This window comes from Citrobacter sp., assembly GCF_050252275.1.
GTDB lineage: Bacteria > Pseudomonadota > Gammaproteobacteria > Enterobacterales > Enterobacteriaceae > Citrobacter_A > Citrobacter_A amalonaticus.
The window spans coordinates 1-26,642 of record NZ_JBFWLF010000020.1 but is presented as its reverse complement, the minus strand read 5'-3'; the positions used below and the strand labels follow the sequence as shown (position 1 = coordinate 26,642).

Annotated in this window: 24 protein-coding genes and 2 pseudogenes; 13 read left to right on the top strand and 13 right to left on the bottom strand. The window is 53.1% G+C overall.

Features of this window, described 5'->3' with window-relative positions; all coding sequences use genetic code 11:
* Positions 1–1,368 (top strand): ATP-dependent RNA helicase DbpA (dbpA, locus tag AB7E14_RS03190; protein WP_428169321.1); only part of this gene is annotated, 1,368 nt, incomplete at its 5' end.
* A gap of 43 nt (positions 1,369–1,411) precedes the next feature.
* Here the strand turns inward: dbpA and ttcA are convergent.
* Together ttcA and AB7E14_RS03180 are read right to left on the bottom strand one after the other, a co-directional pair.
* Positions 1,412–2,347, bottom strand: a complete 936-nt coding sequence (gene ttcA / locus AB7E14_RS03185) for a tRNA 2-thiocytidine(32) synthetase TtcA (RefSeq protein WP_043000592.1) — start codon at positions 2,345–2,347, stop codon at positions 1,412–1,414.
* A 47-nt stretch (positions 2,348–2,394) separates the two neighbouring features.
* A pseudogene (locus tag AB7E14_RS03180) lies at positions 2,395–2,604 on the bottom strand (site-specific integrase); the annotation flags it as partial.
* An 89-nt stretch (positions 2,605–2,693) separates the two neighbouring features.
* On the opposite strand from AB7E14_RS03180, the pseudogene AB7E14_RS03175 reads away from it, so the two are divergent.
* Together AB7E14_RS03175 and AB7E14_RS03170 are read left to right on the top strand one after the other, a co-directional pair.
* Positions 2,694–2,798, top strand: a pseudogene (locus tag AB7E14_RS03175) (DUF421 domain-containing protein); the annotation flags it as partial.
* Positions 2,799–2,809: 11 nt separating this feature from the next.
* Positions 2,810–3,328 (top strand): 2-oxo-tetronate isomerase, encoded by a 519-nt coding sequence (locus AB7E14_RS03170; RefSeq protein WP_044328877.1) that lies wholly within the window; start codon positions 2,810–2,812, stop codon positions 3,326–3,328.
* A gap of 34 nt (positions 3,329–3,362) precedes the next feature.
* On the opposite strand, the gene cydB is transcribed toward AB7E14_RS03170, so the two are convergent.
* The 4 genes from cydB to AB7E14_RS03150 all read right to left on the bottom strand — a co-directional run bounded on the left by cydB (position 3,363) and on the right by AB7E14_RS03150 (position 6,640).
* The gene (cydB, locus tag AB7E14_RS03165) at positions 3,363–4,373 is read right to left on the bottom strand and encodes a cytochrome d ubiquinol oxidase subunit II (protein ID WP_044328878.1); all 1,011 of its coding nucleotides are present in this window, start codon (positions 4,371–4,373) and stop codon (positions 3,363–3,365) included.
* A complete protein-coding gene (locus tag AB7E14_RS03160) occupies positions 4,373–5,779 on the bottom strand; it encodes a cytochrome ubiquinol oxidase subunit I (RefSeq protein ID WP_061070074.1) in 1,407 nt (468 codons plus the stop codon). The genes cydB and AB7E14_RS03160 overlap by 1 nt, the downstream gene beginning before the upstream one ends.
* Before the next feature lie 85 nt (positions 5,780–5,864).
* Positions 5,865–6,362 carry a ferritin-like domain-containing protein gene (locus AB7E14_RS03155; protein ID WP_316961696.1) on the bottom strand — a complete coding sequence of 166 codons (498 nt, stop codon included), beginning with the start codon at positions 6,360–6,362 and terminating at the stop codon, positions 5,865–5,867.
* Between the two features lie 92 nt (positions 6,363–6,454).
* Positions 6,455–6,640: a general stress protein gene (locus AB7E14_RS03150; RefSeq protein WP_043000597.1), complete on the bottom strand. Its 186-nt coding sequence runs from the start codon at positions 6,638–6,640 to the stop codon at positions 6,455–6,457.
* A 378-nt stretch (positions 6,641–7,018) separates the two neighbouring features.
* Here AB7E14_RS03150 and AB7E14_RS03145 point away from each other — a divergent pair, with 378 nt between their 5' ends.
* Positions 7,019–7,927, top strand: coding sequence for an SDR family oxidoreductase (locus tag AB7E14_RS03145; protein WP_428169320.1), 909 nt, complete (start codon positions 7,019–7,021; stop codon positions 7,925–7,927).
* 39 nt (positions 7,928–7,966) lie between these two features.
* Complete coding sequence (locus AB7E14_RS03140; protein ID WP_316961695.1) at positions 7,967–9,160, top strand: zinc-dependent alcohol dehydrogenase; 1,194 nt, start codon at positions 7,967–7,969, stop codon at positions 9,158–9,160.
* A 70-nt stretch (positions 9,161–9,230) separates the two neighbouring features.
* Here the strand turns inward: AB7E14_RS03140 and uspF are convergent, their stop codons facing one another.
* The 4 genes from uspF to nifJ all read right to left on the bottom strand — a co-directional run bounded on the left by uspF (position 9,231) and on the right by nifJ (position 15,121).
* Entirely contained in the window at positions 9,231–9,665 is a 435-nt protein-coding gene (uspF, locus tag AB7E14_RS03135; protein ID WP_043000600.1) for a universal stress protein UspF, read from the bottom strand.
* 81 nt (positions 9,666–9,746) lie between these two features.
* A complete protein-coding gene (locus tag AB7E14_RS03130; protein ID WP_043000601.1) occupies positions 9,747–9,959 on the bottom strand; it encodes a KTSC domain-containing protein in 213 nt (70 codons plus the stop codon).
* A 156-nt stretch (positions 9,960–10,115) separates the two neighbouring features.
* Positions 10,116–11,240 carry a porin OmpC gene (gene ompC, locus AB7E14_RS03125; protein ID WP_043000602.1) on the bottom strand — a complete coding sequence of 375 codons (1,125 nt, stop codon included), beginning with the start codon at positions 11,238–11,240 and terminating at the stop codon, positions 10,116–10,118.
* A gap of 356 nt (positions 11,241–11,596) precedes the next feature.
* Positions 11,597–15,121 carry a pyruvate:ferredoxin (flavodoxin) oxidoreductase gene (gene nifJ / locus AB7E14_RS03120; RefSeq protein ID WP_316961694.1) on the bottom strand — a complete coding sequence of 1,175 codons (3,525 nt, stop codon included), beginning with the start codon at positions 15,119–15,121 and terminating at the stop codon, positions 11,597–11,599.
* Positions 15,122–15,859: 738 nt separating this feature from the next.
* Between nifJ and AB7E14_RS03115 the strand changes: the two genes are divergently transcribed.
* Positions 15,860–16,210 carry a C40 family peptidase gene (locus tag AB7E14_RS03115; protein ID WP_225738872.1) on the top strand — a complete coding sequence of 117 codons (351 nt, stop codon included), beginning with the start codon at positions 15,860–15,862 and terminating at the stop codon, positions 16,208–16,210.
* 156 nt (positions 16,211–16,366) lie between these two features.
* Complete coding sequence (locus AB7E14_RS03110; RefSeq protein WP_043000605.1) at positions 16,367–16,639, top strand: putative hemolysin; 273 nt, start codon at positions 16,367–16,369, stop codon at positions 16,637–16,639.
* 10 nt (positions 16,640–16,649) lie between these two features.
* Here AB7E14_RS03110 and hslJ read toward each other — a convergent pair whose 3' ends face one another.
* Positions 16,650–17,069 carry a heat shock protein HslJ gene (hslJ, locus tag AB7E14_RS03105; RefSeq protein ID WP_043000606.1) on the bottom strand — a complete coding sequence of 140 codons (420 nt, stop codon included), beginning with the start codon at positions 17,067–17,069 and terminating at the stop codon, positions 16,650–16,652.
* A gap of 109 nt (positions 17,070–17,178) precedes the next feature.
* Entirely contained in the window at positions 17,179–18,168 is a 990-nt protein-coding gene (locus AB7E14_RS03100) for a 2-hydroxyacid dehydrogenase (RefSeq protein WP_042318863.1), read from the bottom strand.
* Positions 18,169–18,723: 555 nt separating this feature from the next.
* Here AB7E14_RS03100 and AB7E14_RS03095 point away from each other — a divergent pair.
* The 5 genes from AB7E14_RS03095 (at position 18,724) to AB7E14_RS03075 (ending at position 23,297) form a co-directional block, all read left to right on the top strand.
* Positions 18,724–21,363: a YdbH family protein gene (locus AB7E14_RS03095; RefSeq protein WP_428169319.1), complete on the top strand. Its 2,640-nt coding sequence runs from the start codon at positions 18,724–18,726 to the stop codon at positions 21,361–21,363.
* Positions 21,360–21,551, top strand: a complete 192-nt coding sequence (locus AB7E14_RS03090) for a YnbE family lipoprotein (protein WP_316961692.1) — start codon at positions 21,360–21,362, stop codon at positions 21,549–21,551. Before AB7E14_RS03095 ends, AB7E14_RS03090 begins: the two co-directional genes overlap by 4 nt.
* Before the next feature lie 7 nt (positions 21,552–21,558).
* Positions 21,559–21,882 (top strand): YdbL family protein, encoded by a 324-nt coding sequence (locus AB7E14_RS03085; protein ID WP_043000610.1) that lies wholly within the window; start codon positions 21,559–21,561, stop codon positions 21,880–21,882.
* A 114-nt stretch (positions 21,883–21,996) separates the two neighbouring features.
* The gene (locus tag AB7E14_RS03080; protein ID WP_058588113.1) at positions 21,997–22,872 is read left to right on the top strand and encodes an aldo/keto reductase family oxidoreductase; all 876 of its coding nucleotides are present in this window, start codon (positions 21,997–21,999) and stop codon (positions 22,870–22,872) included.
* A 14-nt stretch (positions 22,873–22,886) separates the two neighbouring features.
* Positions 22,887–23,297 (top strand): GFA family protein, encoded by a 411-nt coding sequence (locus AB7E14_RS03075; protein WP_043000612.1) that lies wholly within the window; start codon positions 22,887–22,889, stop codon positions 23,295–23,297.
* Positions 23,298–23,332: 35 nt separating this feature from the next.
* Here the strand turns inward: AB7E14_RS03075 and azoR are convergent, their stop codons facing one another.
* Positions 23,333–23,938, bottom strand: coding sequence for an FMN-dependent NADH-azoreductase (azoR, locus tag AB7E14_RS03070; RefSeq protein WP_043000613.1), 606 nt, complete (start codon positions 23,936–23,938; stop codon positions 23,333–23,335).
* A gap of 201 nt (positions 23,939–24,139) precedes the next feature.
* On the opposite strand from azoR, the gene hrpA reads away from it, so the two are divergent.
* On the top strand, positions 24,140–26,642 hold a 2,503-nt coding region (hrpA, locus tag AB7E14_RS03065), incomplete at its 3' end, for an ATP-dependent RNA helicase HrpA (protein WP_428169318.1).

Below are 26,642 nucleotides of genomic sequence, written 5' to 3'. Positions count from 1 at the left end.
GCTTTTGCTACCCTGAATGTATTACCCGCCGCCCAGCTCGAGAATCTGAACGAGTTGGGGTATCTGTCCATGACCCCTGTCCAGGCGGCGGCGCTGCCAGCGATCCTTGCCGGGCAGGATGTGCGGGTGCAGGCAAAAACCGGCAGCGGTAAAACGGCAGCATTTGGTCTCGGTTTGTTACAGCATATTGATGCCACTCTGTTTCAGACGCAGTCGCTGGTTCTGTGTCCGACGCGCGAACTGGCGGATCAGGTGGCCGGTGAACTACGTCGTCTGGCGCGTTTCTTACCGAATACCAAAATCCTGACGCTTTGCGGTGGACAACCCTTCGGAGCACAGCGCGATTCTCTTCAGCACGCGCCGCATATTATCGTCGCCACGCCTGGTCGTTTGCTCGACCATTTGCAAAAGGGTACCGTTTCGCTGGACGCGTTGACCACGCTGGTGATGGATGAAGCAGACCGGATGCTGGATATGGGATTCAGTGAGGCAATCGACGAGGTGATCCGTTTCGCGCCCGCGTCGCGTCAGACGCTATTGTTTTCTGCCACCTGGCCGGAAGCGATTGCCGCAATCAGCGGTCGCGTGCAGCGAAATCCGCTCGCTATCGAAATTGACACGGTGGATGCGCTCCCCGCCGTCGAACAGCAATTCTTTGAAACCTCTGCGCACGGTAAGATACCGCTGTTGCAAACGTTGCTCAGTCAGCATCAGCCGGCTTCCTGCGTGGTGTTCTGTAATACTAAAAAGGATTGTCAGGCGGTGTGCGATGCGCTCAATGAGGCCGGGCAAAGCGCACTGGCGCTTCATGGCGATCTGGAACAGCGAGACCGCGATCAGACGCTGGTGCGTTTTGCCAACGGCAGCGCGCGGGTGCTGGTGGCGACGGATGTTGCGGCCCGCGGGCTTGATATCAAATCGCTGGAGCTGGTGGTGAATTTCGAACTGGCGTGGGATCCGGAGGTGCACGTCCACCGGATTGGCCGTACCGCGCGCGCCGGGAACAGCGGTCTGGCTATCAGTTTTTGTGCTCCGGAAGAGGCGCAGCGGGCGAATATTCTCTCTGAAATGCTGCAGATCCGCCTTAACTGGGTCCCTGCGCCAACGCAACGCAGCATCGCGCCGCTGGTCGCCGAAATGATGACATTGTGTATCGACGGTGGCAAGAAAGCCAAAATGCGTCCAGGCGATGTGCTGGGGGCGTTAACCGGAGATATGGGGCTGGATGGCGCGGACATTGGCAAAATTACCGTGCATCCGGCGCATGTCTATGTGGCGGTCCGTCAGTCAGTCGCGCATAAGGCGTGGAAACAACTGCAGAATGGGAAGATTAAAGGTAAAACCTGTCGGGTGCGTTTATTGAAATAAACCCGTGTTGGGCCGGAGATGAAAACGATCCGGCCCATGGCTATTACTTCACTTCGACAACGTTCAGGCGAAGTTCATCAAGCTGATTGTCGTCTTCTTCCGGTTGCCAGCCTGCAGGCTGGAGCGGGATCTCTTCACGATCAAATGCCAGATCGCCGCCATCAATAACGTCAGAACCGTGCTTAATCCCTTTGAAGTCGAACAGGTTAATGTCGCTCAGGTGTGAAGGCACCACGTTCTGCATGGCGCTGAACATGGTTTCAATACGGCCTGGATAACGCTTATCCCAGTCACGCAGCATATCGGCAATCACCTGACGTTGCAGGTTTGGTTGCGAACCGCACAGGTTGCAAGGGATGATCGGGAAGCCTTTGGCTTCAGCAAAGCGTTCGATATCCTTCTCACGGCAGTAAGCCAGTGGGCGGATCACGATATGTTTACCATCATCGCTCATCAGTTTCGGCGGCATCCCTTTCATTTTCCCGCCGTAGAACATATTCAGGAACAGGGTTTGCAGAATGTCGTCGCGATGGTGACCCAGCGCAATTTTAGTCGCACCCAGCTCCGTCGCCGTGCGATACAGAATACCGCGACGCAGGCGTGAACAAAGAGAGCAGGTGGTTTTGCCTTCCGGGATCTTATCTTTCACGATCCCATACGTGTTCTCTTCAACTATTTTGTACTCAACGCCCAGTTGCTCAAGATACTCAGGCAGAATGTGTTCAGGGAAACCGGGTTGTTTCTGATCCAGGTTAACGGCAACCAGCGAAAAGCTAATCGGGGCGCTTTGCTGTAGATTGCGCAAAATTTCCAGCATGGTGTAGCTGTCTTTACCACCGGACAGGCAGACCATGATCCGGTCACCATCTTCAATCATATTGAAATCGGCAATCGCTTCGCCGACGTTACGGCGCAGACGTTTCTGCAATTTATTCAGGTTGTACTGTTCTTTCTTCGTCGCTTGTTGATTTTCTAACATTATTTACTGTCTCGAACACCGGAAAGGGGCATGTCACGACACGCGTATCACCGTGCCAGTTTTGCGTTTCGCCTGGCAGTCTGCTCGTCGTCAATACGTCGATTCAGGCTACGTCAATTTCATATACCACCTGCGCGCGTTTCATGCCCCATCGGGTTTGCAATAAAAGACGTGAACGCTTCGGTTGAGCGAAGCCTACAGGCAAAAGTATGTCGCGTATGGTACGGATTACGGCGACGAATACCAGCACCTTTTACACGTCCGACGGTAAACGGCTTAAACTTACTTCTGAATTCTGGTCAGGCAATGATTTTCTGTCACTGGTGCGACGCTGACGATGATTAGCCTGGTCACGGTGCGACAGAATCAGGGCATTACGGATCCTGCAAAAAGTCAATACGCCATTCTGGAGCGTAATGATCATATTTCCGTTATTCCTGATGAAAGCTAAGGAGAAGAAGGATGAATGAAGCAGCCTATAACGAAGCGAAAACTACCGGCGAACTCACGAAACAGCTAGCCAAGGTATTCATTGACCGAGGATTATCGTTAACCACCGCTGAGTCCTGCACCGGCGGTAATCTGGCGACGGCACTCTGTGCGGAATCCGATACCGCCGCCTTTTATGATATTGGCGTTATTACCTTTAGTGACAGGGCGAAGCAGACACTGCTCGGCGTACAGGCCAGTACGCTGGAAAAATATACCGCAGTGAGTGAACAGACGGTCAAAGAGATGTCCACGGGCATACGCGAGCGTGCCGGGACCGATATCAGCATTGCCATCAGTGGGTACGCCGGTCCGGACGGTGGGGAAGACGGAACGCCCGCCGGAACGGTCTGGTTTGCGTGGAATCTCCGCGGGGAGATTGTCACAAAGCGTGAGCTTTTTTCTGGTGAGTGTCAGGATGTTATCGAAAAAGCAGTCCGTTTCAGCCTTGCAGTGCTCCTGGAAGAGATCTCTGCCTGGGAGGGGCGTTGACCCCAGTGATCAATAACGCTCTGCGATCTGACGCTCAATGATAGCCTTCACCCCCGGAAACCTTGCCACGGAAGACAAAGTAGCTCCAGGCGGTGTACATCAAAATAACCGGGATAATCAGCAGGGTCCCCACCAGCATAAACCGTTGACTGGCAGGCGGTGCTGCCGCCTCCCACAGCGTGATATGCGGTGGGATAATATGCGGCCATAAGCTGATGCCCAGCCCGCTGAAGCCGAGGAAAATTAAACCCAGCGTCAGAATAAAGGGTCGCGCATGGCTGTTCACCTCTGCGCTCAGTCGCCAAATCCACAGGCTCAATACCAGCACAAGAATGGGCACCGGGACAAACCAGAAGAAATTGGGCAGGGTAAACCACCGTTCGGCGATAGCGGGCCAGCCGAGCGGCGTCCAGACGCTCACCACCGCAATAACCCCCAACAGGGCGAGGAGGACTTTACGGGTCAGGACGCGCATTCGCGCTTGCAGCGAACCCTCGCTTTTCATAATCAGCCAACTGGTGCCGAGCAGCAGATAGGCGACGATCAGGCCGACGCCGCAAAAGAGGTTGAAGGGGGTGAGCCAGTCCAGTGCTGAGCCGGCAAAACGGCGTTCTGTCACCGCAAAGCCGTTAATCACCGCGCCCACCACAATGCCCTGGCTGAATGTCGCGAGCAGCGAACCGCCGGCAAAGGCGTAATCCCAGAATAGTCGGTGGGAAGGTGTCGCCTTAAAGCGAAACTCAAAGGCCACACCACGAAAAATCAGGCCGATGAGCATCATTGTCAACGGAATCGCCAGTGCGTCGGTGATCACCGCATAGGCCAGCGGGAACGCGCCAAAAAGGCCCGCGCCGCCGAGCACCAGCCAGGTCTCATTACCGTCCCAGACGGGCGCCACGCTGTTTACCATCACGTCACGCTCGCCAGCGTCGTGAACCATGCTGAACAACATCCCAATGCCCAGATCGAAACCATCCATCACGATGTACATCAGGGTGGCAAAGATAATGATGACAAACCACATTACGGTGATATCGATACCCATTACACCTTCTCCTCTTCATCCGTCACCGGTTCTGCCGCCGAGAGGGGGCGAGCCGGGGTGCCATCCGTTTGTGACGTCAGTTCACTGACAGGTTGCGGACCTTTGCGAATGAGCCTGAAAATGTAGTAATAGCCCACGCCAAAAACAGCACAGTAGACGATGATAAAGACCAGCAAGCTGATGACCATTTGCATCGTGCTGTGTAATGACACCGCATCGCGGGTGCGTAAGAATCCGTAGATCACCCACGGTTGACGTCCTGCTTCCGTCGTGACCCAACCCGCCAACAGCGCCAGTAGTCCGGCAGGGCCCATTCCCAGCGCAAACCACAGGAACGGGCGAGACTGATACAGGCGCTGGCGCCAGCGCAGCCAGACGCTACAGAGACCCAGCGCAATCATGAGTAAACCTATGCCCACCATGATACGAAACGACCAGAAGACAACAGGGGAGTTAGGGCGATCTTCTTTGGGATAATCCTTCAGCGCAGGAACCTGTTTATCCAGACTGTGGGTCAGGATCAGACTACCCAGCGCCGGGATCTCCAGACCGTATTTTGTGCGCTCCTCTTCCATGTCCGGCATCCCCAACAGCAAGAGCGGCGTAGCCTCGCCGGGTGTGTTTTCCCAGTGGCCTTCGATAGCGGCGATTTTTACCGGCTGATGCTCAAGGGTATTGAGACCGTGCATATCGCCGACCACCGCCTGAATCGGCGCGACGATTAACGCCATCCACATCGCCATGGAAAACATTTTGCGGATGGCCGGCGTGTCGTTGCCGCGAAGTAAATGCCAGGCGGCAGAGGCTCCCACAAACATCGCGCTACTCAGGAAGGCGGCGATCGACATATGGAACAGACGATACGGAAAGGAGGGGTTGAAAATGATCGCCATCCAGTCCTGCGGGATCACGTGACCGTTTTCAATGCTGAAACCTTGCGGCGTCTGCATCCAGCTGTTTGACGCGAGGATCCAGAAAGTGGACATCAGCGTTCCCAGTGCCACCATGCAGGTGGTGAAAAAATGCAGCGCTGGAGAAACTCTGTTCCAGCCAAACAGCATCACGCCCAGAAAACCCGCCTCCAGGAAGAAGGCGGTGAGCACTTCGTAAAGCAGCAGTGGGCCGGTAATACTGCCGGCAAACTGGGAAAATCCGCTCCAGTTTGTGCCGAACTGGTAGGCCATCACCAGACCGGAAACGACGCCCATGCCAAAATTGACGGCAAAGATTTTTAGCCAGAAGTTGTAAAGCGAACGCCAGAGGTTGTTGTGCGTGCGCAGCCACATTCCTTCCAGTACCACCAGATAGCTGGCCAGCCCGATGGTAATCGCCGGGAAAAGAATGTGAAAAGAGACAGTGAAGGCGAACTGAAAACGGGCCAGATGAAAAGCATCAAGTTCAGGCACGGTATGCTACCCCATGACAAAGCGCTGCCATAAGCAGAGCGCAACAAAACTGTTTTTTCTTACCAACCAATAACCTCGGGCGCGGTTATCGTTTCTCCGCACTTTTATTGATATTACCGACCGCCAGGTCAGTTAATTTCAAATCGGTTTCTTTTTCTTCTTCAAGCGTTTGCGCCAGAAGTTTTACCGCGGCGGGATAGCCCAACTGTTCGGCGAGGGTTGCCAGCGTGCCGTAACTGGCAATTTCATAGTGCTCAACTTTTTGGGCGGCCGCAATTAATGCAGCATCGCGAACTTCATTTTTTTCTGTACTTTCGATGACCTCATTGGCTTCTTCAATTAAGCCTTCCATCGCTACGCATTTCATGCGTTTAATCTTAATCTTCGGTTCCTGTTCGATTATCTGGTCTATACGCGCAATTTGCCCTTGAGTTTCTTCCAGGTGCGCATTAAACGCGGCGCTGAGTCTTTCGTCAGAGGCCGCGCGGGCCAGTTTCGCCAGACCACGGGTTAATTGTTTTTCCGCGCTATAGGTGTCTGAAAGTAAATGGATGAAAACATCCTCGAGCGTTTTCATATTCATAACATCCTCTCCCGGTTCAGAAAAAATAACTGCGAGTCTACAGACAGACCCGCAGGACACTTTATTTATTAAAGGCTAAAGCAGTCTTACAATCAGGAGTTATCAGACTTACGTCCGCCACTATGGCTGTTCTGACCGCCTTTTTTTCCTGCTTCGGATGCACGCTGCGGATCGTTTTTGAAGTTCCCGCCGCTGTGCTGACCGCCTTTTTTACCCGCTTCAGATGCTTTATCACGGTCTTCTGCGAAATTACCGGAACCACCACGATGCTCTGCCATATCTCACCTCTTGTATATCGGTTATGTCAGTCAGATACAAAAATGTAATTTGTATCCGTCGTTGTTCAGGGCTTAAAGTTAGCGGCTATCCGCGAGGAGTCAAATTTCCACAAAAAATCAGAAAAAATTGACGGGTTACTTTTCAATATATTATCGAAAACACCCGCCTCGCTTATTTTATGGGGGTTTTGTAAATGTTGGTATGTAACTGTCTGAGCGCAGGGCGATTAAAAAAATAGTCTTCAGAATAAAACAGTATTCATTAAGAGGCGGCGTTTGAATGACCGAAAATTAATCACTCAGACGGCTTTGAGAACCTTCTCGCCAATTTTGTTCTACGCTTAAAAGTCCGTAGGAAAAATAACGAGAGGTAAACGCATGGCTGACCAGAATAATCAAAAGCAGATCACCAATAAAACGCATTCTGAGCATTTTCCGGCTCCGCCATTTCCGCACCAAAAACAACCTTTTCCAGGACTTGCCAGTAAAATGCAGCCCCGTCCCGATCATGGCGAAGAGAGCTATCAAGGGAGCGGCAGGCTTAACGGCAAGAAAGTCTTAATCACCGGGGGCGATTCCGGTATTGGTCGCGCGGTGGCGATTGCTTATGCGCGGGAAGGTGCCGATGTGGCTATTAATTATTTACCTGATGAAGAAGAAGATGCCCGTGAAGTGGTTGAACTGATTAAAAAAGCAGGCAGGAACGTGGCCGCGATTCCGGGTGATATCCGCGATGAAACCTTCTGCCAGACGCTGGTTAACCAGGCGGTAGATGCGTTAGGTGGGCTGGATATCCTGGTTAATAACGCGGGGCGCCAGCAATTCTGCGAGTCAATTGACGATCTCACTACCGAAGCGTTTGATGCCACGTTCAAGACCAATGTTTACGCGACATTCTGGATTACGAAGGCTGCACTTCGTCATCTCTCATCGGGCAGTGTGATCATTAACACCACCTCAGTCCAGGCGTACGAACCGAGCGATATCCTGTTGGATTATGCGCAGACCAATGCGGCGATCGCCGTCTTCACCAAATCGCTGGCGAAACAACTGGCGCCGAAGGGGATTCGGGTTAACGCCGTCGCGCCGGGTCCCTACTGGACGGTGTTGCAGTGCTGCGGAGGTCAGCCACAGGAAAAAATCGAGAAATTTGGCGCGCAGTCCCCGCTTGGTCGACCCGGTCAACCGGCGGAGATCGCACCGCTGTATGTCACGCTGGCGGCGTCAGAGAACAGCTACACGTCCGGTCAGGTCTGGTGTTCAGACGGTGGCACCGGGACCTTATAACGCGCGGTTTGCCAGCCAATGACGACAGGAGAAATGTGAATGAAAGCACTCACTTATCATGGCCCGCATCACGTTAGTGTTGATTCTGTGCCCGATCCGGGCCTTGAGGCGCCGGACGATATTATTCTTCGCGTGACCGCCACCGCCATTTGCGGATCGGATTTGCATCTTTACCGCGGCAAAATCCCTGGTACGCATCATGGCGATATTTTTGGTCATGAGTTTATGGGCGAAGTGGTGGAGACCGGTCCGGAGGTGACGGCAGTCAGTAAAGGCGATCGGGTGGTGATACCTTTTGTCATTGCCTGCGGTGAGTGCTTTTTCTGTCATCTGCATCAATATGCCGCCTGTGAAAATACCAACAGCGGCAAAGGTGCTGCACTGAACCGTAAAAACATCACGCCGCCCGCCGCGCTGTTTGGCTACAGCGATCTCTACGGCGGGATCCCCGGCGGGCAGGCAGAATTTGTCCGCGTCCCAAAGGCGAATGCCGGCCCCTTCAAAGTGCCGGAGACATTGCCGGATGAAAAGGTGCTTTTTCTGTCAGATATTTTGCCAACAGCGTGGCAAGCGGTGAAGAATGCCGACATCAGGCAGGGTTCAAGCGTGGCTATCTTTGGCGCGGGCCCGGTGGGTTTACTCTGCGCCGCCTGTGCCCGGCTGAACGGTGCGGAGCATATTTTTATCATTGATCATAACGACTACCGGCTCGAGTTTGCGCATCAGCGTTACGGCGCGATCCCGATTAATTTTGATCAAAACGACGATCCGGCAGAATGGATCATTGATAACACGCCCGGACATCGCGGTGTGGATGCGGTGATTGATGCTGTCGGTTTTGAGGCGAAGGGCAGTCTGACAGAAACCGTACTAAGCACGTTGAAAATTGAAGGCAGCAGCGGTAAAGCGCTTCGGCAATGCATCGCCGCTGTGCGCCGTGGTGGGGTCGTCAGCGTCCCTGGCGTGTATGCCGGTTTTATTCATGGATTCATGTTTGGCGATGCCTTTGACAAAGGACTGACCTTCAAAATGGGTCAGACCCACGTGCATGCTTATCTGCCGGATCTGCTTAGTCTCATTGAACAGGGGCTACTGACACCGGAAGAAATCGTGACTCACCATATGCCACTCGAAGAGGCCGCGCGGGGTTACGAAATATTTGAAAAGCGTGAAGAGGCGTGCCGAAAAGTGATTCTGGTGCCTGGTCTGACGCAAGAAAAGGCCACCGTCTGAGGCGTGGATTGATCAGCAACACCAGTTATGGCACAACGAAAAGCCCGCAGCGATGTGCGGGCTGAAAATGTTAGCGTACGACCAGAACGGAACACTCTGCATGGCGTACCACGGCAGCGGCGTTCGACCCTAACAGATAGGTGGTAATGTCCGGACGGTGGGATGCGATAATCACCATATCCGCAGGCAGTGTTTTCGCCATTTCCAGAATCTTATCTTTTGGCGAGCCTTCAACGACATGGATCTGCACTCTGTCCGACGGGATAGTGAACTTCTTGATAATCTCTTCCAGTTGAGATTTCGCTTCGGCTTTCAGATCGTCCATGGCAGGCAACTCCGCAGAGTAGGCCAGGCCCAGTGCAGAATAGTAAGGCAGAGACGGAATGACGGTCAGGAAATGAACCTGTGCATCGTCAATTTTCGCCTCGGCTTCGACATGATTAATCACACGTTGAGTTAATTCTGAGTCTGAAATATCGATAGGTACAAGAATTGTTCTGTTCATTAAACCTCCTGATTGAGTATCCCTATAAAGTGTAACGTCTTATCACCGATTCAGTACAATGACAAAGATCACAATTCAACATTATTTGCTTTTGATTTCCGGGTACTTTCCCTTAATAACCCCGTCATAAAATCGGCCTTTTGAGACCACAGAAAGAAAATTTCGGTATATATGCGCAGGAACTCCGCGATATTGCAGAACACCGGTCTGGTAGAAACGGATTTCCAGCGTTGAGGATTTCTCGTCATAGCCGACGGAGGCAATTCGTGATGATTTTACAGGCTGATGGTTCATGGCGGCATCCTCAACGGCAGGTCATACCATGAATATATCATTTAACCCACGGGGATTTTAGTCTTCGTGATATCGCATTTTGTTATAGGCAAAACGAATGGGTTATGACGGTGAGGGAAAGGGCAGAAGCCCGCCGTTACCAGCGGGCAGAAGGGCTTAGAACTGATAGACCATACCGAGTGCGACGACGTCATCGGTATTAATATTGTTACGAGAATAGAAGTTGTCGTCGTTATCCAGCAGGTTGATTTTATAATCAACATAGGTGGACATGTTTTTGTTGAAGTAGTAAGTCGCGCCAACATCCGCGTATTTCACCAGATCTTTGCTGTCGTCATTGCCCTGACCGGTCAGATCTTTACCTTTTGACATCAGGAAGGACACCGCCGGACGCAGACCGAAGTCGAACTGGTATTGCGCCGTCACTTCAAAGTTCTGGGTTTTGTTTGCTACGCCGTCATCACCGTACGGGGTCATGTTACGGGTTTCAGAGTACATGGTAGCCAGATAAATGTTGTTGGCGTCATATTTCAGACCCGCTGTCCAGGCATCTGCCTTATCGCCACCCGCGACGCGGCCACCCGCATTGACTTGCTCGTTGGTACGGTCGGAGGTGGTGTAGGCTGCACCGAAGCTAACGCCCATTCCGAAGTCATAGGTCGACGAGATACCGAAACCGTCGCCGTTGGAGTTCTGGACAGTACGATCGCCGCCGTTGCCAGTACCTTCCTGCTCATTGGTGATTTGATCTTCGTTGGCACCCTGATACTGCAGTGCGAAGTTCAGACCGTTAACCAGACCGAAGAAGTCCGTGTTACGGTAAGTGGCAACACCGTTGGTGCGACCTACCATAAAGTTATCGGAATAGGTGTAGGAGTCGCCGCCGAATTCAGGCAGCATATCGGTCCAGCCTTCCACGTCATACATCACGCCGTAGTTACGACCGTAGTCGAATGAACCGTATTCACCAAATTTCAGGCCAGCAAAAGCAAGACGCGTGAAGCTGTTGCCGTGGTCGCCTTCGGTGGTGTTGGCGTTAACCTGATATTCCCACTGACCGTAACCGGTCAGTTGATCATTAATTTGTGTTTCACCTTTAAAGCCCATACGAACATAAGTTTGATCGCCATCACTGTTGGCATTATCAGAGAAATAATGCAGACCATCAACTTTGCCATAAAGATCTAATTTGTTGCCGTCTTTATTATAAACTTCAGCAGCATGTGCTGCGCCTGCTGCTAACAGGGCAGGGATGACAAGGGCCAGTACTTTTCTTTTCATCGCAGTAATCCTTTAGTTTTATATTTGGCTTTCACTCCCTCTGTTGGGGAGTAAAAACATGCTAAAGGAGAAGTTCCGTAAAGAGATAAGTATCAATTGTTACGTCTTAAGTGAAACCTTAAATAAATAATTCCATCGAAATAGCAATAATTGGTGTGAATATAATTGCATAAAGCATATAAAATAAAAATTATACAAAATAAATCCAGTGCGATATTCTTCGTTCGTTATATGCCTTTATTGTCACATACTGCTTTTTTGTTGGTCCAATGCGACGCGTACTGATTTGCCGACAAAGAAATTGACAAGCCCGAACGGATGTTCGGGCTTTTTTTTGGCCGACGTGAACCCTCCGATCAGTCAGTACTGGTCTTCTCCGCTTTACCGGCCAGTTGCGCCAGGAAGTCATAGCGCTTTTGCAGATCGGCTGCGGCGTCCTTCCATAACTGCTCTGCCACTTCTGGTTGCTGCGCATTCAGGCGACGGAAACGCTGCTCGTTGAGTAATGTCTCTGCCAGCGCATCTGACGGCGGGCGAGAGTCCAGCGCCAGCGGCAATTTGCCCTCATCCGCACGACGTGGGTCAAAGCGGTAGAGTGGCCAGAAGCCGGTCGCCGTCAACTGACGCATCTGATCGTGACTCAGTGCGAGGTCATAGCCGTGTTCTTCACACGGGCTGTAGGCGATGATCAGCGACGGACCAGGATACGCTTCCGCTTCCTGAATCGCCTTCACGGTCTGGTTGAGTTGCGCCCCGAGCGAAATCTGTGCGACATAGACATGACCGTACATCATCATGCTGACGCCCAGATCTTTACGCGCCTTCCGTTTGCCGTGCTCACCAAATTTCGTTACCGCGCCAAGCGGTGTGGCTTTTGAGGCCTGACCGCCCGTGTTGGAGTAGCACTGCGTATCCAGCACCAGAATATTGACGTTTTCAGTCAGGCTCATTACATGATCCAGCCCGCCGAAGCCAATATCGTAGGCCCAGCCATCGCCACCGATCAGCCAGATGGATTTTTCAACCAGCGCATCGGCGTCGGTGAGCAGTTCACGTGCGCCATCGACATCCTTCAGATGCTGACGCAGCGCGGCAACTTGCTCACGACGCACGTCTGGGGTCGCTTCGGTATGTAATGCGTCGTTCAGTTCAGCCGGGATCTGGTCGGCAAACTGTTCGAGCAGACGCAGCACGCGTAAGCGATGCTGATCGACCGTCAGACGAAAGCCCAGACCGAACTCTGCGTTATCCTCAAACAGCGAGTTTGCCCATGCGGGACCGCGCCCATTGGCATCGGTTGTGTACGGTGTGGAAGGCAGGTTCCCACCGTAAATTGATGAACAACCCGTGGCGTTGGCAATCAGCATTCTGTCGCCATAGAGTTGGGTCAGTAACTTGATATACGGCGTTTCGCCACAGCCGGAACAGGCACCGGAATATTCAAACAGCGGCGTAATCAACTGAGAGGTACGAATATCGATACGTTCGAGTTTATTGCGGTCAATTTCCGGCAGACTGAGGAAAAAGTCATAATTCACTTTCTCTTCTTCGACGTGCTCAAGGCGCGACATCATATTGATGGCCTTGATTTCCGGATTCTGACGGTCTTTCGCCGGGCACACTTCCACACACAGATTACAGCCGGTGCAGTCTTCCGGCGCGACCTGCAGAACGTATTTCTGTCCGCGCATATCGCGTGATTTCACATCCAGCGAATGCAGGCTGGCGGGAGCATTCTCCATTGCTTCCGGCGAAACCACTTTGGCACGAATAGCCGAGTGCGGGCAGGCCGCAACGCAGTGGTTACACTGAGTGCAAAGCTCCTCTTTCCAGATGGGGATCGCTTCGGCGATGTTGCGTTTCTCCCAGCGGGTGGTACCCATAGGCCAGGTGCCGTCGGGCGGCAGCGCAGAGACGGGAAGGGCATCGCCGAGCCCCGCGAGCATTGCCGCGGTCACGGTCTTCACAAAATCAGGCGCGGCGTCAGACACCACCGGAGGACGGTGGGCGCTGTGCGGATCAACCGCCTGCAGCGGCACCTCAGCAACAGACTCGCGCGCCAGCGCCAGTGCCTGCCAGTTGCGTTCCACCAGGTCCTGACCTTTGCTGCTGTAACTTTTGGCAATTGCCCCCTGAAGTTCAGCCAGCGCGCTATCGCCCGGCAGAATTTGAGTCAGATGAAAAAACGCCATCTGCATGACGGTGTTAATCCGCGCCGCCAGGCCACATTCACGGGCGATTTTCGCCGCATTAATGACGTAAAAACGCGCTTTCTTCTGGTTCAGTACCGCCTGTACTTCCTGTGGCAAGCGTGACCAGACCTCATCTGCGGGATACGGCGTATTCAGCAGGAAAATACCACCAGGCTTCAGTCGTTCAGCCATCTGGTATTTATCGATAAACTGCAGCTGGTGACAGCCGACAAAATCGGCCTGTGAGATCAGGTAAGCAGAGCGGATCGGCTGTTCACTCACGCGCAGGTGAGACACCGTCAGACCGCCTGCCTTTTTGGAGTCATACACGAAGTAGCCCTGGGCATACCACGGCGTTGAATTACCGATGATCTTGATGTTGTTCTTGGTCGCCGAAACGCTGCCGTCACTGCCGAGACCGTAAAATAGTGCTTCCAGCTTCGCCGTCGTCGGCAAGGTGTTATCAGGCAGTGGCAACGACAGGTTGGTGACATCATCGTAGATACCAACGGTGAAGCGCGGTTTGGGTTTTGCCTGGCACAGTTCATTAAAGACCGCGAGCACGCAGTCCGGGCCAAACTCTTTTGACGAGAGACCATAACGGCCGCCAATCATGCGCGGCAACGTTTCACGCTCACCGCCGTTGAATGCTTCCGCCAGCGCGGTCATCACATCGAGATACAGGGGTTCGGCCTGGGCACCCGGTTCTTTGGTGCGATCGAGCACGGCAACCGCGCGGACGGATTCAGGCAAGGCCCGCAGCAGATGTTTAGCTGAGAAGGGGCGGAACAGGCGGACTTTCAGCACCCCGACTTTCTCGCCGCGCGTCAGCAGTTCGTCAACCACTTCTTCGCTGGTGCCGATAGCAGAACCCATCAGAATGATGACCCGTTCGGCCTGCGGATGACCGTAATATTCGAACGGCTGATACTGACGACCGGTTGCGGCAGCGAAATCGTTCATCGCCTGTTCGACATGATCGTATACCGCGTCATACCACGGGTTGGTCGCCTCGCGGGACTGGAAATACGTATCGGGATTCGCTGAGGTGCCGCGGATCACCGGGTGCTCTGGGTTGAGCGCCCGGGCGCGATGTGCATCAATTTCAGCCTGCGGCATCAGGCCGCGAATCGTGTCATCTGCCAGCGGGATGATTTTGTTGATTTCATGCGAGGTGCGGAAACCATCAAAGAAGTGAATAAAGGGAACCCGGCTTTTCAGGGTTGCGATTTGCGAGATCAGCGCGAAGTCCTGCGCCTCCTGTACGCTTGCGGCGCACAGCATGGCGCAGCCGGTCTGGCGGACCGCCATGACGTCTGAATGATCGCCAAAAATCGACAACGCGTGGGTTGCCACGGTACGGGCGGCGACATGCAGTACAAAGGGGGTTAATTGTCCCGCCAGTTTGTACAGCGTGGGGATCATCAGCAGTAACCCCTGTGAAGAGGTAAAGGAGGTGGCAAGCGCGCCGGTTTGCAGCGCACCGTGAACGGTCGCTATTGCACCGCCTTCCGACTGCATTTCGACGACGCGCGGCGTATCTCCCCAGATGTTTTTCAGCCCGTTGCCTGCCCAGGCGTCAGCCTGTTCAGCCATCGTTGAACTGGGCGTAATGGGGTAGATGGCGATAACTTCACTGGTACGAAACGCCACCGAAGCGACTGCACCATTACCGTCAATAGTAATCATATGACACCCTTACATTGCGCAAAAAAGAGGGACGCAGGAAACCACTTAGCGTCCTGATAGTTATTTCTCTAGTATAGGACTTTCCTGTATTCCCTAGAAGTTGTGCCACTTTCGAGTGCACAAATTGACACAAAGCTCGCAAAAACAATGACAATTTTATTGCCCGGTAGGTAACACCGGGTTGTATATTTAATTGTGCTTTTTTGTTATGAGTTGGTTATTGCCTGCAAGGTAGGCGATATTAAAAACATATTGTCCAAAAGTGGAGTGAGATTTTCTTTAAGGATTTCCTTAATGAATTTATTATCCTCGCCATTATCGTCATGATGTGAATTTCTTAATAAGACTTTTTAAGTTCGGTGTCAGGCCGCCCGCGCCTATACTGAGCGCAATTCAGGACGGGAAGGGCCTGTAAACCTTTGCGTTATTGAAGGTCGATACTCTTGTTATCGTGAATAGACGTTAAAACAAAAATAACTCTTTTATTTATCATTATTGATAACTTTTTTCGTGCGCCAAAAGTATGGATGTGTTCAGGTATTTAATTGTTTTGATTAGGTTATGTTACGAATTTTATTACTTACTTTACTTATTTCCGCCTCATCGTCGTCATTTGCCTTTGTGAAAATTCAGACCAAAAACTGGGGAGCCAATACCTTTTCGCCACTCTCTTATTCTGAAGGGCACTTTTCACAAGCGCCTGTTCAGAATAAGAAAGCGCAGCTTAAGCATCGCATTATGAGTGAATTTGCGCAGTGGAGAGGAACCGATTACCGCTGGGGAGGTGACAGTCGCAATGGTATTGATTGTTCGGCGTTCACGCGCAGAATTATTGCCTCGGTTATCCATAGACGCTTGCCGCGTACCGCGCAGGAGCAAAGTCGTATGGGGCAGAGAGTCAGCCAGCGTGAGCTGAAAGTCGGCGATCTGGTGTTTTTTAAGACGGAGCCGAACGTGCATCACGTTGGCGTTTATATCGGCAATGACTCCTTTATACATGCCTCCAGCTCACAAGGCGTGACAATGTCACATTTGTCGAATCAGTACTGGCAGGCGCACTATTTGACCGCTCGCCGGGTGAGCGCATAACGACAGAACAGGCCTATGGGATCCCAATCCAGGGGAAAAAGCGCAATAAAATGCGGCGGAGCCGCATAATTGCGCTTTTTGACTCTCGACGCGACGGATTCGGATGCCTATTATTAGTGCGGCTTGTTTACGCTTACAGAATATGAGGGGAGTCAAATGCGCGCAGCGTTTTGGGTAGGATGTGCCGCGTTATTGTTGTCGGCTTGCAGCAGTGACAATGAACCTGTTCAGCAGGCGACAGCAGCGCATGTCGCACCGGGTTTAAAAGCATCGATGACCAGTTCCGGTGAGGCAAATTGCGCCATGATAGGCGGTTCACTTTCCGTTGCCCGTCAGTTAGACGGATCGGCAATTGGTATGTGCGCGCTTCCCAACGGCAAACGTTGCAGTGAACAATCCCTCGCCGCGGGAAGCTGTGGTAGCTATTAAGCACCCATTACTACATTAAATCGGCAAGCTTATAGCTTAACGTATGTTCCGCTGTGGCCAGGGTGAGCTGGTTGGCGGTCAGGTCTACTTGTGCGCCCTGTTTCAGCATGGTGCTGAGGGTATTGTCCAGCTCGTTGAGCTGGGGATCGGCGCACATCATTCGGGTCATCGCCATCTCTTTTACTTTCAATGCACCGTCAGAAAGTGATGCCTGACCGTTGAAGCGATTACACATATTGCCCGAAATCATCATCTTTTCGCCAAAACTCAGTTCAAGCGGATGACCCTTTGCATTGATCGGTTTACCGTCTACGCTCTCCAGCACAAAGCGGTGATGCTGTAATTGCTCACGGCTGACCGATACTTTTCCGTTGCTTACACAACCTGCAACCAGCAGGCTCAGCGCAACCAGCGCTATGACCTTCTTCATGTTAACTCTCTGCATTTAAACGTAATCGCCACCGACAGCATACCTATTTCATCGCCAGTGGCTTTGGGGAAATTCTGAAATGCCCTCCTGCGAACAGGAAGGCGGCGGATCAGAACAGGGCGTTAGGGCAGGTTTCTCCGTTCGCTAACTGCTGTAAATTTTGCAGCGTAGTCTCAGAAATACTGGTCAACGCTTCAGCGGTGAGGAAAGCCTGATGCCCGGTAAACAGGACGTTATGACAGGCCGACAGGCGACGGAAAACATCATCCTGGATAACGTCGTTCGACTTATCTTCGAAGAACAGATCGCGCTCGTTTTCGTAAACGTCCATCCCCAGTGAACCTATTTTCTGATTTTTAAGCGCTTCAATCGCCGCCTGAGAATCGATCAGGGCGCCACGACTGGTGTTGATGACCATCACGCCATTTTTCATCTGATCAAACGCGGCATGGTTCAGCAGGTGATAGTTTTCTGGCGTTAACGGGCAGTGCAGCGAAATCACATCGGATTCGGCGAACAGCGTCGGCAAATCAACATATTCTACGCCGAGTTCGAGCGCAGCTGCGCTGGGGTACGGATCAAACGCCAGCAGACGCATTCCAAAGCCTTTCAGAATACGCAGGGCCGCGATGCCGATCTTCCCGGTACCAATCACCCCCGCCGTTTTTCCGTGCATCGTGAAGCCGGTTAACCCTTCCAGTGAGAAGTTAGCATCACGAGTACGCTGATAAGCGCGATGAATACGGCGGTTCAGCGTCATCATCATGCCCACCGCATGTTCCGCGACGGCTTCCGGAGAATAGGCCGGGACACGAACGACCTGCAGACCTAACTCTTTTGCCGCATCCAGATCGACGTTATTGAACCCCGCGCAACGCAAAGCAATGTACTTAACGCCATGATTTTTCAGTTCTTCGAGCACCGGGCGACTGCCATCATCGTTCACGAAAATACAAACCGCCTCGCAGCCATGAGCGGTTTTAGCCGTTTTCTCCGTCAACAGAAAATCAAAGAATTCAAGTTCAAAACCAAAGGCTTCGTTAACCTGCTGCAGATACTTTTTGTCGTACTGTTTTGTACTGTAGACGGCGAGTTTCATAAGTCTTTCTCCAGTGATATCGAATCACAATTATCGAATTCAAATTATTTTACAAAACATAAAATATTATTGAAAGTGATACCTATAATGAATAATTCTAGAGCATCAATAGATTGTTCGTTCAGTGTATCGATTGCAGATTTCAGCAGGTGACAGTGCTGCTCCACACCTCTGTTTCGGTGACACAAACAGCCCGTTGTTCGTCAGGATACGACTGATATGGCGTCAACATCGATTAATATCAATATGTTCCTGTGTAACAGTCTGCATTTCAACCGAACTATTTACTCACTTTCTACGGCCTCTGACTTTCACATTATCCGGGCCTGATTGCAGAATAGAGGGCAATAGTTTGTCGGCTATTACCCGCTATTAATCTTTAGATTTATCTGATAAGTCTCTGTAATTTATCTGACTTTCTGATCTTAACGATGGTGAAAAGTTTGTGTGTCATCCTGGAGCATCTATTCTTAATCTGGGCATGGTTAACTAAACATGACACAATAACGGCCTAATTCGGCTTAATTTTTCGCTAAATCAGGATATTAACTGCCCATGAAGGGTAAATATAAAGCCGTTCTGGCGCTTCTCTTACTCGTGATCCTCGTGCCGTTGACTCTGGTAATGACGCTGGGGTGGTGGGTTCCGACGCTGGCGGGCATCTGGCTGCCGGTTGGAACGCGCATTGCACTGGATGATAGTCCCCGATTCACGCGCCACGGTTTACATATTCCTGAACTTCGCTATCTGGTTGATGATTGCCAGTTGGCCAGGGTCAGTCAGGCCTGGTTGTCGCATCCCAGCCGTTGGCAACTGGATATTGGCACGCTGGAACTCGATTCTGCCTGTCTGGCAAAACTGCCGCAAACGGAACAATCTCCCGCGGCGCCGCGCACTCTCGCGGAATGGCAGTCCATGCTGCCCAATACCTGGATCACCATCGACAACGTTATTCTTTCACCCTGGCAGGTGTGGCAGGGCAAACTGAACGTTTCGCTGACCCCTTCGCTCCAGCAACTGCGTTATCAGGGCGATAAAGTGAAATTTCAGGGGCAGTTGCGCGGTCAGACGCTGACGGTGAGTGAGCTTGATGTCATGGCGTTTGAAGGTCAACAGCCGGTCAAACTGGTTGGTGAGTTCACGATGCCGCTGGTGCCGGATGGACTGCCGGTGAGCGGGCACACCGTTGCCACGCTCAGTCTGCCGCAGGAGCCATCGTTGGTCGATGCGGAACTGGAGTGGCGTGAGAATGCCGGGCAGCTCATCGTAATGGCACGGGATAATGCCGATCCGCTGCTTGACCTGCCGTGGGAACTCACGCGTCAGCAGTTAACCATCAGCGACGGACGCTGGTCGTGGCCCTATCAGGGTTTTCCCCTCAGCGGGCGTCTGGGTGTGAAGGTGGAGAACTGGCAGGAAGGCACCGAGAACGCGGTGATCAGCGGACGGTTTAATGTGCTGACCCAGGGGGAGGCGGGGAAAGGGAACGCCGTGCTTTCGTTTGGGCCGGGAAAACTGAGCATGGACGACAGCGCGATGCCGCTGCAACTGACTGGCGAAGCCAAGCAGGATGATCTGATTTTCTATGCCAGATTACCTGCCCGGTTGACCGGCAGCCTGACCGATCCGGAGCTGGCGTTTGAACCTGGCGCGCTGCTGCGCTCGCGCGGACGGGTCATCGACTCACTGGATATTGACGAAATTCGCTGGCCGCTGGCGGGCGTGAAGGTCACGCAGCGTGGCGTGGACGGACGATTGCAGGCGATTCTGCGCGCCCATGAGAATCAGATGGGGGATTTCGTTCTGCATCTGGACGGGCTGGCGAATGATTTTCTGCCCGATGCGGGGCGCTGGCAGTGGCGCTACTGGGGCGAGGGCAGTTTCACCCCGATGCACGCGAAATGGGATGTGGCAGGCAAAGGTGAATGGCATGACAACACCATCACGCTGACCGATTTGTCTACGGGATTTGACCAGCTTCAGTACGGCACCATGAAGGTTGAAACACCCCGTTTAATCATGGATAAACCGGTCGAATGGGTGCGTGATGCGGCACATCCCCGGTTCAGTGGGGCGCTCTCGTTCGATGCCGGAGAAACCCATTTCTCCGGCGGCAGCGTTTTGCCGCCCTCAACGCTCAAGTTCAGCGTGGAGGGGCGCGATCCAACTTTTTTCCAGTTCAAAGGCGATTTGCATGCCGGGGCGATCGGCCCCGTGCGGTTAAACGGTCGTTGGGATGGCTTACGTTTACGTGGCCAGGCCTGGTGGCCAAAACAGTCACTGGAGGTGTTCCAGCCGCTGGTGCCGCCAGAGTGGAAAATGAAATTACGTGAGGGCGAACTGTATGCCCAGGTAGCGTTTTCGGCAGCGGCAGAACAAGGATTCGAGGCCGGTGGTCACGGCGTCTTGAAAGGCGGCAGCGCCTGGATGCCGGATAACCAGATCAACGGCGTCGATTTTGTATTACCGTTCCGCTTTAGTGAGGGCGCGTGGCAACTGGGGACACGCGGACCGGTGTCGCTACGCATTGCCGAAGTCGTCAACCAGGTGACTGCTACCAATATCACCGCCGATCTGGAAGGCGCTTATCCGTGGAGTGAAGCCGATCCGCTGCTACTGACTGACGTGAATGTGGATGTGTTGGGCGGTAAGGTTTCCATGCAACAACTGCGCATGCCGCAGCACGATCCGGCGCTGGTGCGGGTGCAAAATATCTCCTCAAGCGAACTTATCAGCGCAGTAAATCCGAAACAGTTTGCCATGTCCGGGCCGGTGAGCGGTGCGCTCCCTCTGTGGCTGAACGATGAGAAATGGATTATCAAAGATGGCTGGTTAACCAATCCGGGTCCGATGACGCTGCGCATCGATAAAGACACCGCCGATGCGGTGGTAAAAGACAACATGGCAGCAGGGGCGGCCATCAACTGGTTGCGGTATATGGAGATTGCCCATTCATGGACCAAAATCAATCTGGACAATCTGGGCGTATTGACGATGCAGGCGCAAATTCGTGGCAACAGCCATGTGGATGGCAAGGTCGGTACGGTGAATCTCAACTCTACCCACGAAGAGAATGTCTTTACGCTGTGGCGCAGTCTGCGCTTTGGCGACAATCTCCAGGCATGGCTTGAACAAAACGCGGCGCTGCCGGAAAAAACCTGTCAACAAGGCAAGGAATGTGAGGAACCCCAATGAAAACAATGATAGTCATGCTGGCGCTTCTCCCGCTGTGGTTCGTAACGGGCTGTACGCCGCGCATTGAAGTCGCGGCGCCAAAAGAGCCCATCACCATTAATATGAACGTCAAAATTGAGCATGAGATTCATATCAAAGTGGATAAGGACGTTGAAAGCCTGCTCAAATCCCGCAGCGACTTGTTCTGAGGTGATGATGAAAAGAACCTTTATTCTGGCGGCGCTCATTCTGAGTTTGCTGAGTGGCAGTGCCTTTGCGCTGACGTTAAATGAGGCCAGAACCCAGGGCCGGGTCGGTGAAACGTTCAATGGTTATCTGGTGGCGCTGAAACAGGATGCGCAGACGCTGGCGCTGGTCAGTGAGATCAACAAAGCACGCAGCGCCAGCTACCAACAGTTGGCCGAGAGTCATAACATCCCGGTCGATGAAGTGGCGAAAATGGCCGGACAGAAACTGGTCGAGCGGGCGAAACCAGGAGAATATGTCCAGGGCATTAACGGGAAGTGGTTGCGGAAATAATCATTCCACATTGCCGTCTGCGGTTTTTCCTTTTTGTTGGGTGACGCGTAATAATTTGCAGGGTAAGTTTCTATACTCTGTTTTCTTACGCGCTATTCAGCAGAAGGGGCAGTTATGGCAAGTCACGGCATCACAGAAACGTTTACTCTCGGTTCCCGGCAGGTCAAACGCATAGGGTATGGGGCGATGCAACTGGCGGGGCCTGGGGTTTTTGGTCCACCGCGCGATCGTCATGTTGCCTTGACGGTGCTTCGGGAAGCGATCGCGCTGGGCGTCAATCATATTGATACCAGCGATTTTTACGGTCCGCACGTTACCAATCAAATCATTCGCGAAGCGTTGCATCCTTATCCGGACGATCTGGTGATTGTCACGAAAATCGGTGCCCGCCGTGGAGACGATGCCTCCTGGCTACCGGCATTCTCGCCAGCGGAACTCAGGCAGGCGGTTCACGATAATCTGCGCAATCTGGGTCTGGATGTACTGGATGTCGTTAACTTACGCATTATGCTGGGCGAGGGTCACGGCCCGCATGAAGGTTCCATTGAAGAGAGTTTCAACGTGCTGGCTGAGCTTCAGCAGCAGGGGCTGGTCAGACACATCGGTCTGAGCAATGTGACTGCCAGCCAGGTGGCGCAAGCGCGCAGCATCGCAGAGGTGGTCTGCGTGCAAAATGAGTACAATATCGCCCATCGTCAGGATGATGCGCTGATCGACGCGCTGGCGGAAGACGGCATTGCTTACGTTCCCTTTTTTCCGTTGGGCGGGTTTACGCCGCTACAGTCTTCAACGCTCTCGGACGTGGCCGCAAGCCTCAATGCAACGCCAATGCAGGTTGCGCTGGCATGGTTGCTCCATCGCTCACCGAATATTTTGCTGATACCGGGTACCTCTTCAGTGACGCATCTGCATGAAAATATGGCGGCAGGGGATCTGACACTTTCAGCGGAAGTGCTGGCGACCCTGGACAGTATTGCGCAAAAGGCATAAGGCGGAGGTTGACCATGACTGAAAAACGAAATGCGCAATGTCACTGCGGGGCTGTCAAATTTACCGTTCAACTTAGCGATGGGTTCAATACCATACGGCGTTGTAACTGTTCATTTTGTCGGATGCGCGGTGCGGTGGTTGTTTCTGCGCCGTTGATGGGGATAACGGTTCTCTCAGGGCAGGATAAACTGACGGAGTATCGTTTCAATACCGGCACAGCAAGGCACTTTTTCTGTTCAGTGTGTGGGATTTACACTTTCCACCAGCGACGTTCCAGTCCGGATCAGTATGGCGTGAACGTGGCATGCATTGAGAATGTGTCGCCGTTTGATTTTGCCTGCGTGGAAGTCACTGACGGGGTGAATCATCCGAGTGATGGTGCGAGTAATGGCGTGGTGGGATATTTGCGTTATCAGGCGAAGTGATAAAAAACCTCCCGCCGGAGCGGGAGGGGGAGAACTTACGCTGCAACCACGCTATCGATGGCGGCTTTGGCGTCAGACTGCGCTTTAGACGCTACTTCAGGGCCGTAGGCAATCCCTTCTGCGAACACGAAGTTCACATCGGTGATGCCGATAAAGCCGAGGAAGACTTTCAGGTACGGCGCAATCAGGTCAGTTGGGGTGTCTTTGTGGATACCGCCACGGCTGGAGAGGATCACCGCACGTTTACCGGTCACCAGACCTTCCGGCCCTTTCTCGGTGTAGCGGAACGTCACGCCAGCACGTGCAATCAGATCGAAATAGTTTTTCAGCTGCGTCGGGATGTTAAAGTTGTACATCGGCGCGGCGATAACGATCACGTCGTGTGCTTTCAGTTCAGCGATCAGTTCATCAGAGAGCGCCAGTGCGTCCTGTTGACGAGGCGTCAACGGCGCGTCGCTCGGGCGCAGGGCACCCACCAGTTCGCCATCCAGTACCGGGATCGGATTAGCAGCCAGGTCACGGACGGTGATTTCGTCAGCAGAGTGCTTTTCACGCCACTGTTCAACAAAATAATCAGACAACTGACCAGACTGAGAGTACCCTGCCAGAATACTGGATTTGAGAACTAATACCTTGCTCATGGGTGTTTCCTTATAGGTGTTTGAATGGGCTGTGCCCCGTTGCTTGTTGCCACTTTATTCACAATCCTGTCGCAGAGAAAGCGCAATATATCGAATCCTATGTTCGAATTTATTGAACAACACACAAAATGTGCTGATGTGGTACTCTATACCTATCATTGAGAAGAGATTTAACCAGGCAGTGCTCTGCCTTTTAACGCTATGACAGAACAACAAAAATTCACGTTTCATGCCTTACAGCAGCAGTTAGATTCACTGATGCTGCGTGACAGCCAGCGTTTCTCGCGGCGCCTGCACGGTGTGAAGAAGGTTAAAAATCCTGATGCACAACAAGCCATTTACCAGGAGATGGCGAAAGAGATTGAACAGGCTGCAGGTAAAGTTGTGCTACGCGAAGCGGCGCGACCGGCGATTACCTACCCGGAAAACCTGCCCGTCAGTCAGAAGAAACAGGCGATCCTCGACGCCGTGCGTGATCACCAGGTAGTGATCGTGGCCGGGGAAACCGGTTCGGGGAAAACCACCCAGCTTCCGAAGATCTGTATGGAACTGGGGCGTGGGGTGAAAGGGCTGATTGGCCACACCCAGCCGCGTCGTCTGGCGGCGCGAACGGTGGCGAACCGTATCGCCGAAGAGCTGCAGACAGAGCCGGGCGGGTGCATTGGTTATAAGGTGCGCTTTAGCGATCACGTCAGCGATAACACGATGGTGAAGCTGATGACCGACGGTATCCTGCTGGCGGAAATTCAGCAGGACCGTCTGCTGATGCAGTATGACACCATCATTATCGATGAAGCGCACGAACGCAGCCTGAATATCGATTTTCTGCTCGGCTATCTGAAAGAACTGCTGCCGCGCCGTCCGGATCTGAAAATTATCATCACCTCCGCGACCATCGATCCGGAGCGTTTTTCGAAGCATTTCAACAATGCGCCGATTATTGAAGTGTCTGGGCGCACCTTTCCGGTGGAAGTCCGCTATCGACCGATCGTCGAAGAGGCGGATGACACCGAGCGTGATCAGTTGCAGGCCATTTTCGATGCGGTGGATGAACTGGGGCGTGAAAGCCCCGGCGACATCCTGATCTTCATGAGCGGTGAGCGCGAGATCCGCGATACCGCCGACGCACTGAATAAACTCAATCTGCGCCATACGGAAGTGCTGCCGCTGTATGCGCGACTGTCGAATAGCGAACAGAACCGCGTCTTCCAGTCGCACAGCGGGCGGCGCATTGTGCTGGCGACCAACGTGGCGGAAACCTCGCTGACGGTACCGGGGATCAAATATGTGATCGACCCTGGTACGGCGCGTATCAGCCGCTACAGCTACCGCACCAAAGTACAGCGTTTGCCGATCGAGCCCGTATCGCAGGCCTCCGCCAACCAGCGTAAAGGGCGCTGCGGTCGTGTATCCGAAGGCATCTGCATTCGTCTTTATTCTGAAGATGATTTCCTGTCGCGTCCGGAGTTTACCGACCCGGAGATTCTGCGCACCAACCTGGCGTCGGTCATTTTGCAGATGACGGCGCTGGGGCTGGGCGATATCGCCGCGTTCCCGTTTGTCGAAGCGCCGGATAAGCGCAACATTCAGGACGGCGTGCGTTTGCTGGAAGAGTTGGGTGCGATTACCACTGATGAACAGGCGACGGCCTATAAACTGACGCCGTTGGGGCGCCAGTTGAGCCAGTTGCCGGTGGATCCGCGCCTGGCGCGCATGGTGCTGGAAGCGCAAAAACATGGCTGCGTGCGCGAGGCGATGATCATTACCTCGGCGCTGTCGATTCAGGATCCGCGCGAACGCCCGATGGACAAACAGCAGGCGTCTGATGAAAAACACCGTCGCTTCCACGATAAAGAGTCCGATTTCCTTGCCTTTGTGAATCTGTGGAATTACCTCGGCGAACAGCAAAAAGCGTTGTCGTCCAACGCGTTTCGTCGCCTGTGCCGGACCGACTATCTGAACTATCTGCGCGTGCGTGAGTGGCAGGATATCTACACCCAACTGCGTCAGGTGGTAAAAGAGCTGGGTATTCCGGTGAACAGCGAACCGGCGGAATACCGCGAGATCCATATTGCGCTACTGATCGGGTTGTTGTCGCATATTGGCATGAAAGATGCCGATAAGCAGGAATATACCGGCGCGCGTAATGCCCGTTTTTCGATTTTCCCCGGTTCCGGCTTGTTCAAGAAGCCGCCGAAGTGGGCAATGGTTGCGGAGCTGGTGGAAACCAGCCGTCTGTGGGGGCGCATTGCAGCACGCATCGATCCCGAGTGGGTGGAACCGGTCGCTCAGCATCTGATTAAACGCTCGTACAGTGAACCGCACTGGGAGCGGGCGCAGGGCGCGGTGATGGCGACGGAAAAAGTGACCGTCTACGGTCTGCCGATCGTCGCAGCGCGTAAGGTGAACTACAGCCAGATTGATCCTGCGCTGTGCCGTGAACTGTTTATCCGCCATGCGCTGGTGGAGGGCGACTGGCAGACGCGTCATGCTTTCTTCCGCGAAAACCTCAAACTGCGTGCCGAAGTGGAAGAACTGGAGCATAAATCGCGTCGCCGCGACATTCTGGTGGACGACGAGACGCTGTTCGAGTTCTACGACCAGCGCATCAGCCATGATGTCATTTCTGCCCGTCACTTTGATAACTGGTGGAAGAAAACCACCCGCGGGACGCCGGACCTGCTCAATTTTGAAAAGAGCATGT

Bases quoted from the DNA above. Each gene is read 5' to 3' on its own strand.
- AB7E14_RS03100 (WP_042318863.1), bottom strand. From the start codon at position 18,168: ATGAAACTCGCCGTCTACAGTACAAAACAGTACGACAAAAAGTATCTG.
- AB7E14_RS03155 (WP_316961696.1), bottom strand. From the start codon at position 6,362: ATGAATATGAAAACGCTCGAGGATGTTTTCATCCATTTACTTTCAGAC.
- AB7E14_RS03140 (WP_316961695.1), top strand. From the start codon at position 7,967: ATGAAAGCACTCACTTATCATGGCCCGCATCACGTTAGTGTTGATTCT.
- AB7E14_RS03115 (WP_225738872.1), top strand. From the start codon at position 15,860: ATGAGTGAATTTGCGCAGTGGAGAGGAACCGATTACCGCTGGGGAGGT.
- AB7E14_RS03095 (WP_428169319.1), top strand. From the start codon at position 18,724: ATGAAGGGTAAATATAAAGCCGTTCTGGCGCTTCTCTTACTCGTGATC.
- cydB (WP_044328878.1), bottom strand. From the start codon at position 4,373: ATGGGTATCGATATCACCGTAATGTGGTTTGTCATCATTATCTTTGCC.
- AB7E14_RS03170 (WP_044328877.1), top strand. From the start codon at position 2,810: ATGAATGAAGCAGCCTATAACGAAGCGAAAACTACCGGCGAACTCACG.
- AB7E14_RS03145 (WP_428169320.1), top strand. From the start codon at position 7,019: ATGGCTGACCAGAATAATCAAAAGCAGATCACCAATAAAACGCATTCT.
- AB7E14_RS03090 (WP_316961692.1), top strand. From the start codon at position 21,360: ATGAAAACAATGATAGTCATGCTGGCGCTTCTCCCGCTGTGGTTCGTA.
- AB7E14_RS03110 (WP_043000605.1), top strand. From the start codon at position 16,367: ATGCGCGCAGCGTTTTGGGTAGGATGTGCCGCGTTATTGTTGTCGGCT.
- AB7E14_RS03075 (WP_043000612.1), top strand. From the start codon at position 22,887: ATGACTGAAAAACGAAATGCGCAATGTCACTGCGGGGCTGTCAAATTT.
- ompC (WP_043000602.1), bottom strand. From the start codon at position 11,240: ATGAAAAGAAAAGTACTGGCCCTTGTCATCCCTGCCCTGTTAGCAGCA.
- nifJ (WP_316961694.1), bottom strand. From the start codon at position 15,121: ATGATTACTATTGACGGTAATGGTGCAGTCGCTTCGGTGGCGTTTCGT.
- azoR (WP_043000613.1), bottom strand. From the start codon at position 23,938: ATGAGCAAGGTATTAGTTCTCAAATCCAGTATTCTGGCAGGGTACTCT.
- AB7E14_RS03130 (WP_043000601.1), bottom strand. From the start codon at position 9,959: ATGAACCATCAGCCTGTAAAATCATCACGAATTGCCTCCGTCGGCTAT.
- ttcA (WP_043000592.1), bottom strand. From the start codon at position 2,347: ATGTTAGAAAATCAACAAGCGACGAAGAAAGAACAGTACAACCTGAAT.
- AB7E14_RS03150 (WP_043000597.1), bottom strand. From the start codon at position 6,640: ATGGCAGAGCATCGTGGTGGTTCCGGTAATTTCGCAGAAGACCGTGAT.
- hslJ (WP_043000606.1), bottom strand. From the start codon at position 17,069: ATGAAGAAGGTCATAGCGCTGGTTGCGCTGAGCCTGCTGGTTGCAGGT.
- AB7E14_RS03085 (WP_043000610.1), top strand. From the start codon at position 21,559: ATGAAAAGAACCTTTATTCTGGCGGCGCTCATTCTGAGTTTGCTGAGT.
- AB7E14_RS03080 (WP_058588113.1), top strand. From the start codon at position 21,997: ATGGCAAGTCACGGCATCACAGAAACGTTTACTCTCGGTTCCCGGCAG.
- uspF (WP_043000600.1), bottom strand. From the start codon at position 9,665: ATGAACAGAACAATTCTTGTACCTATCGATATTTCAGACTCAGAATTA.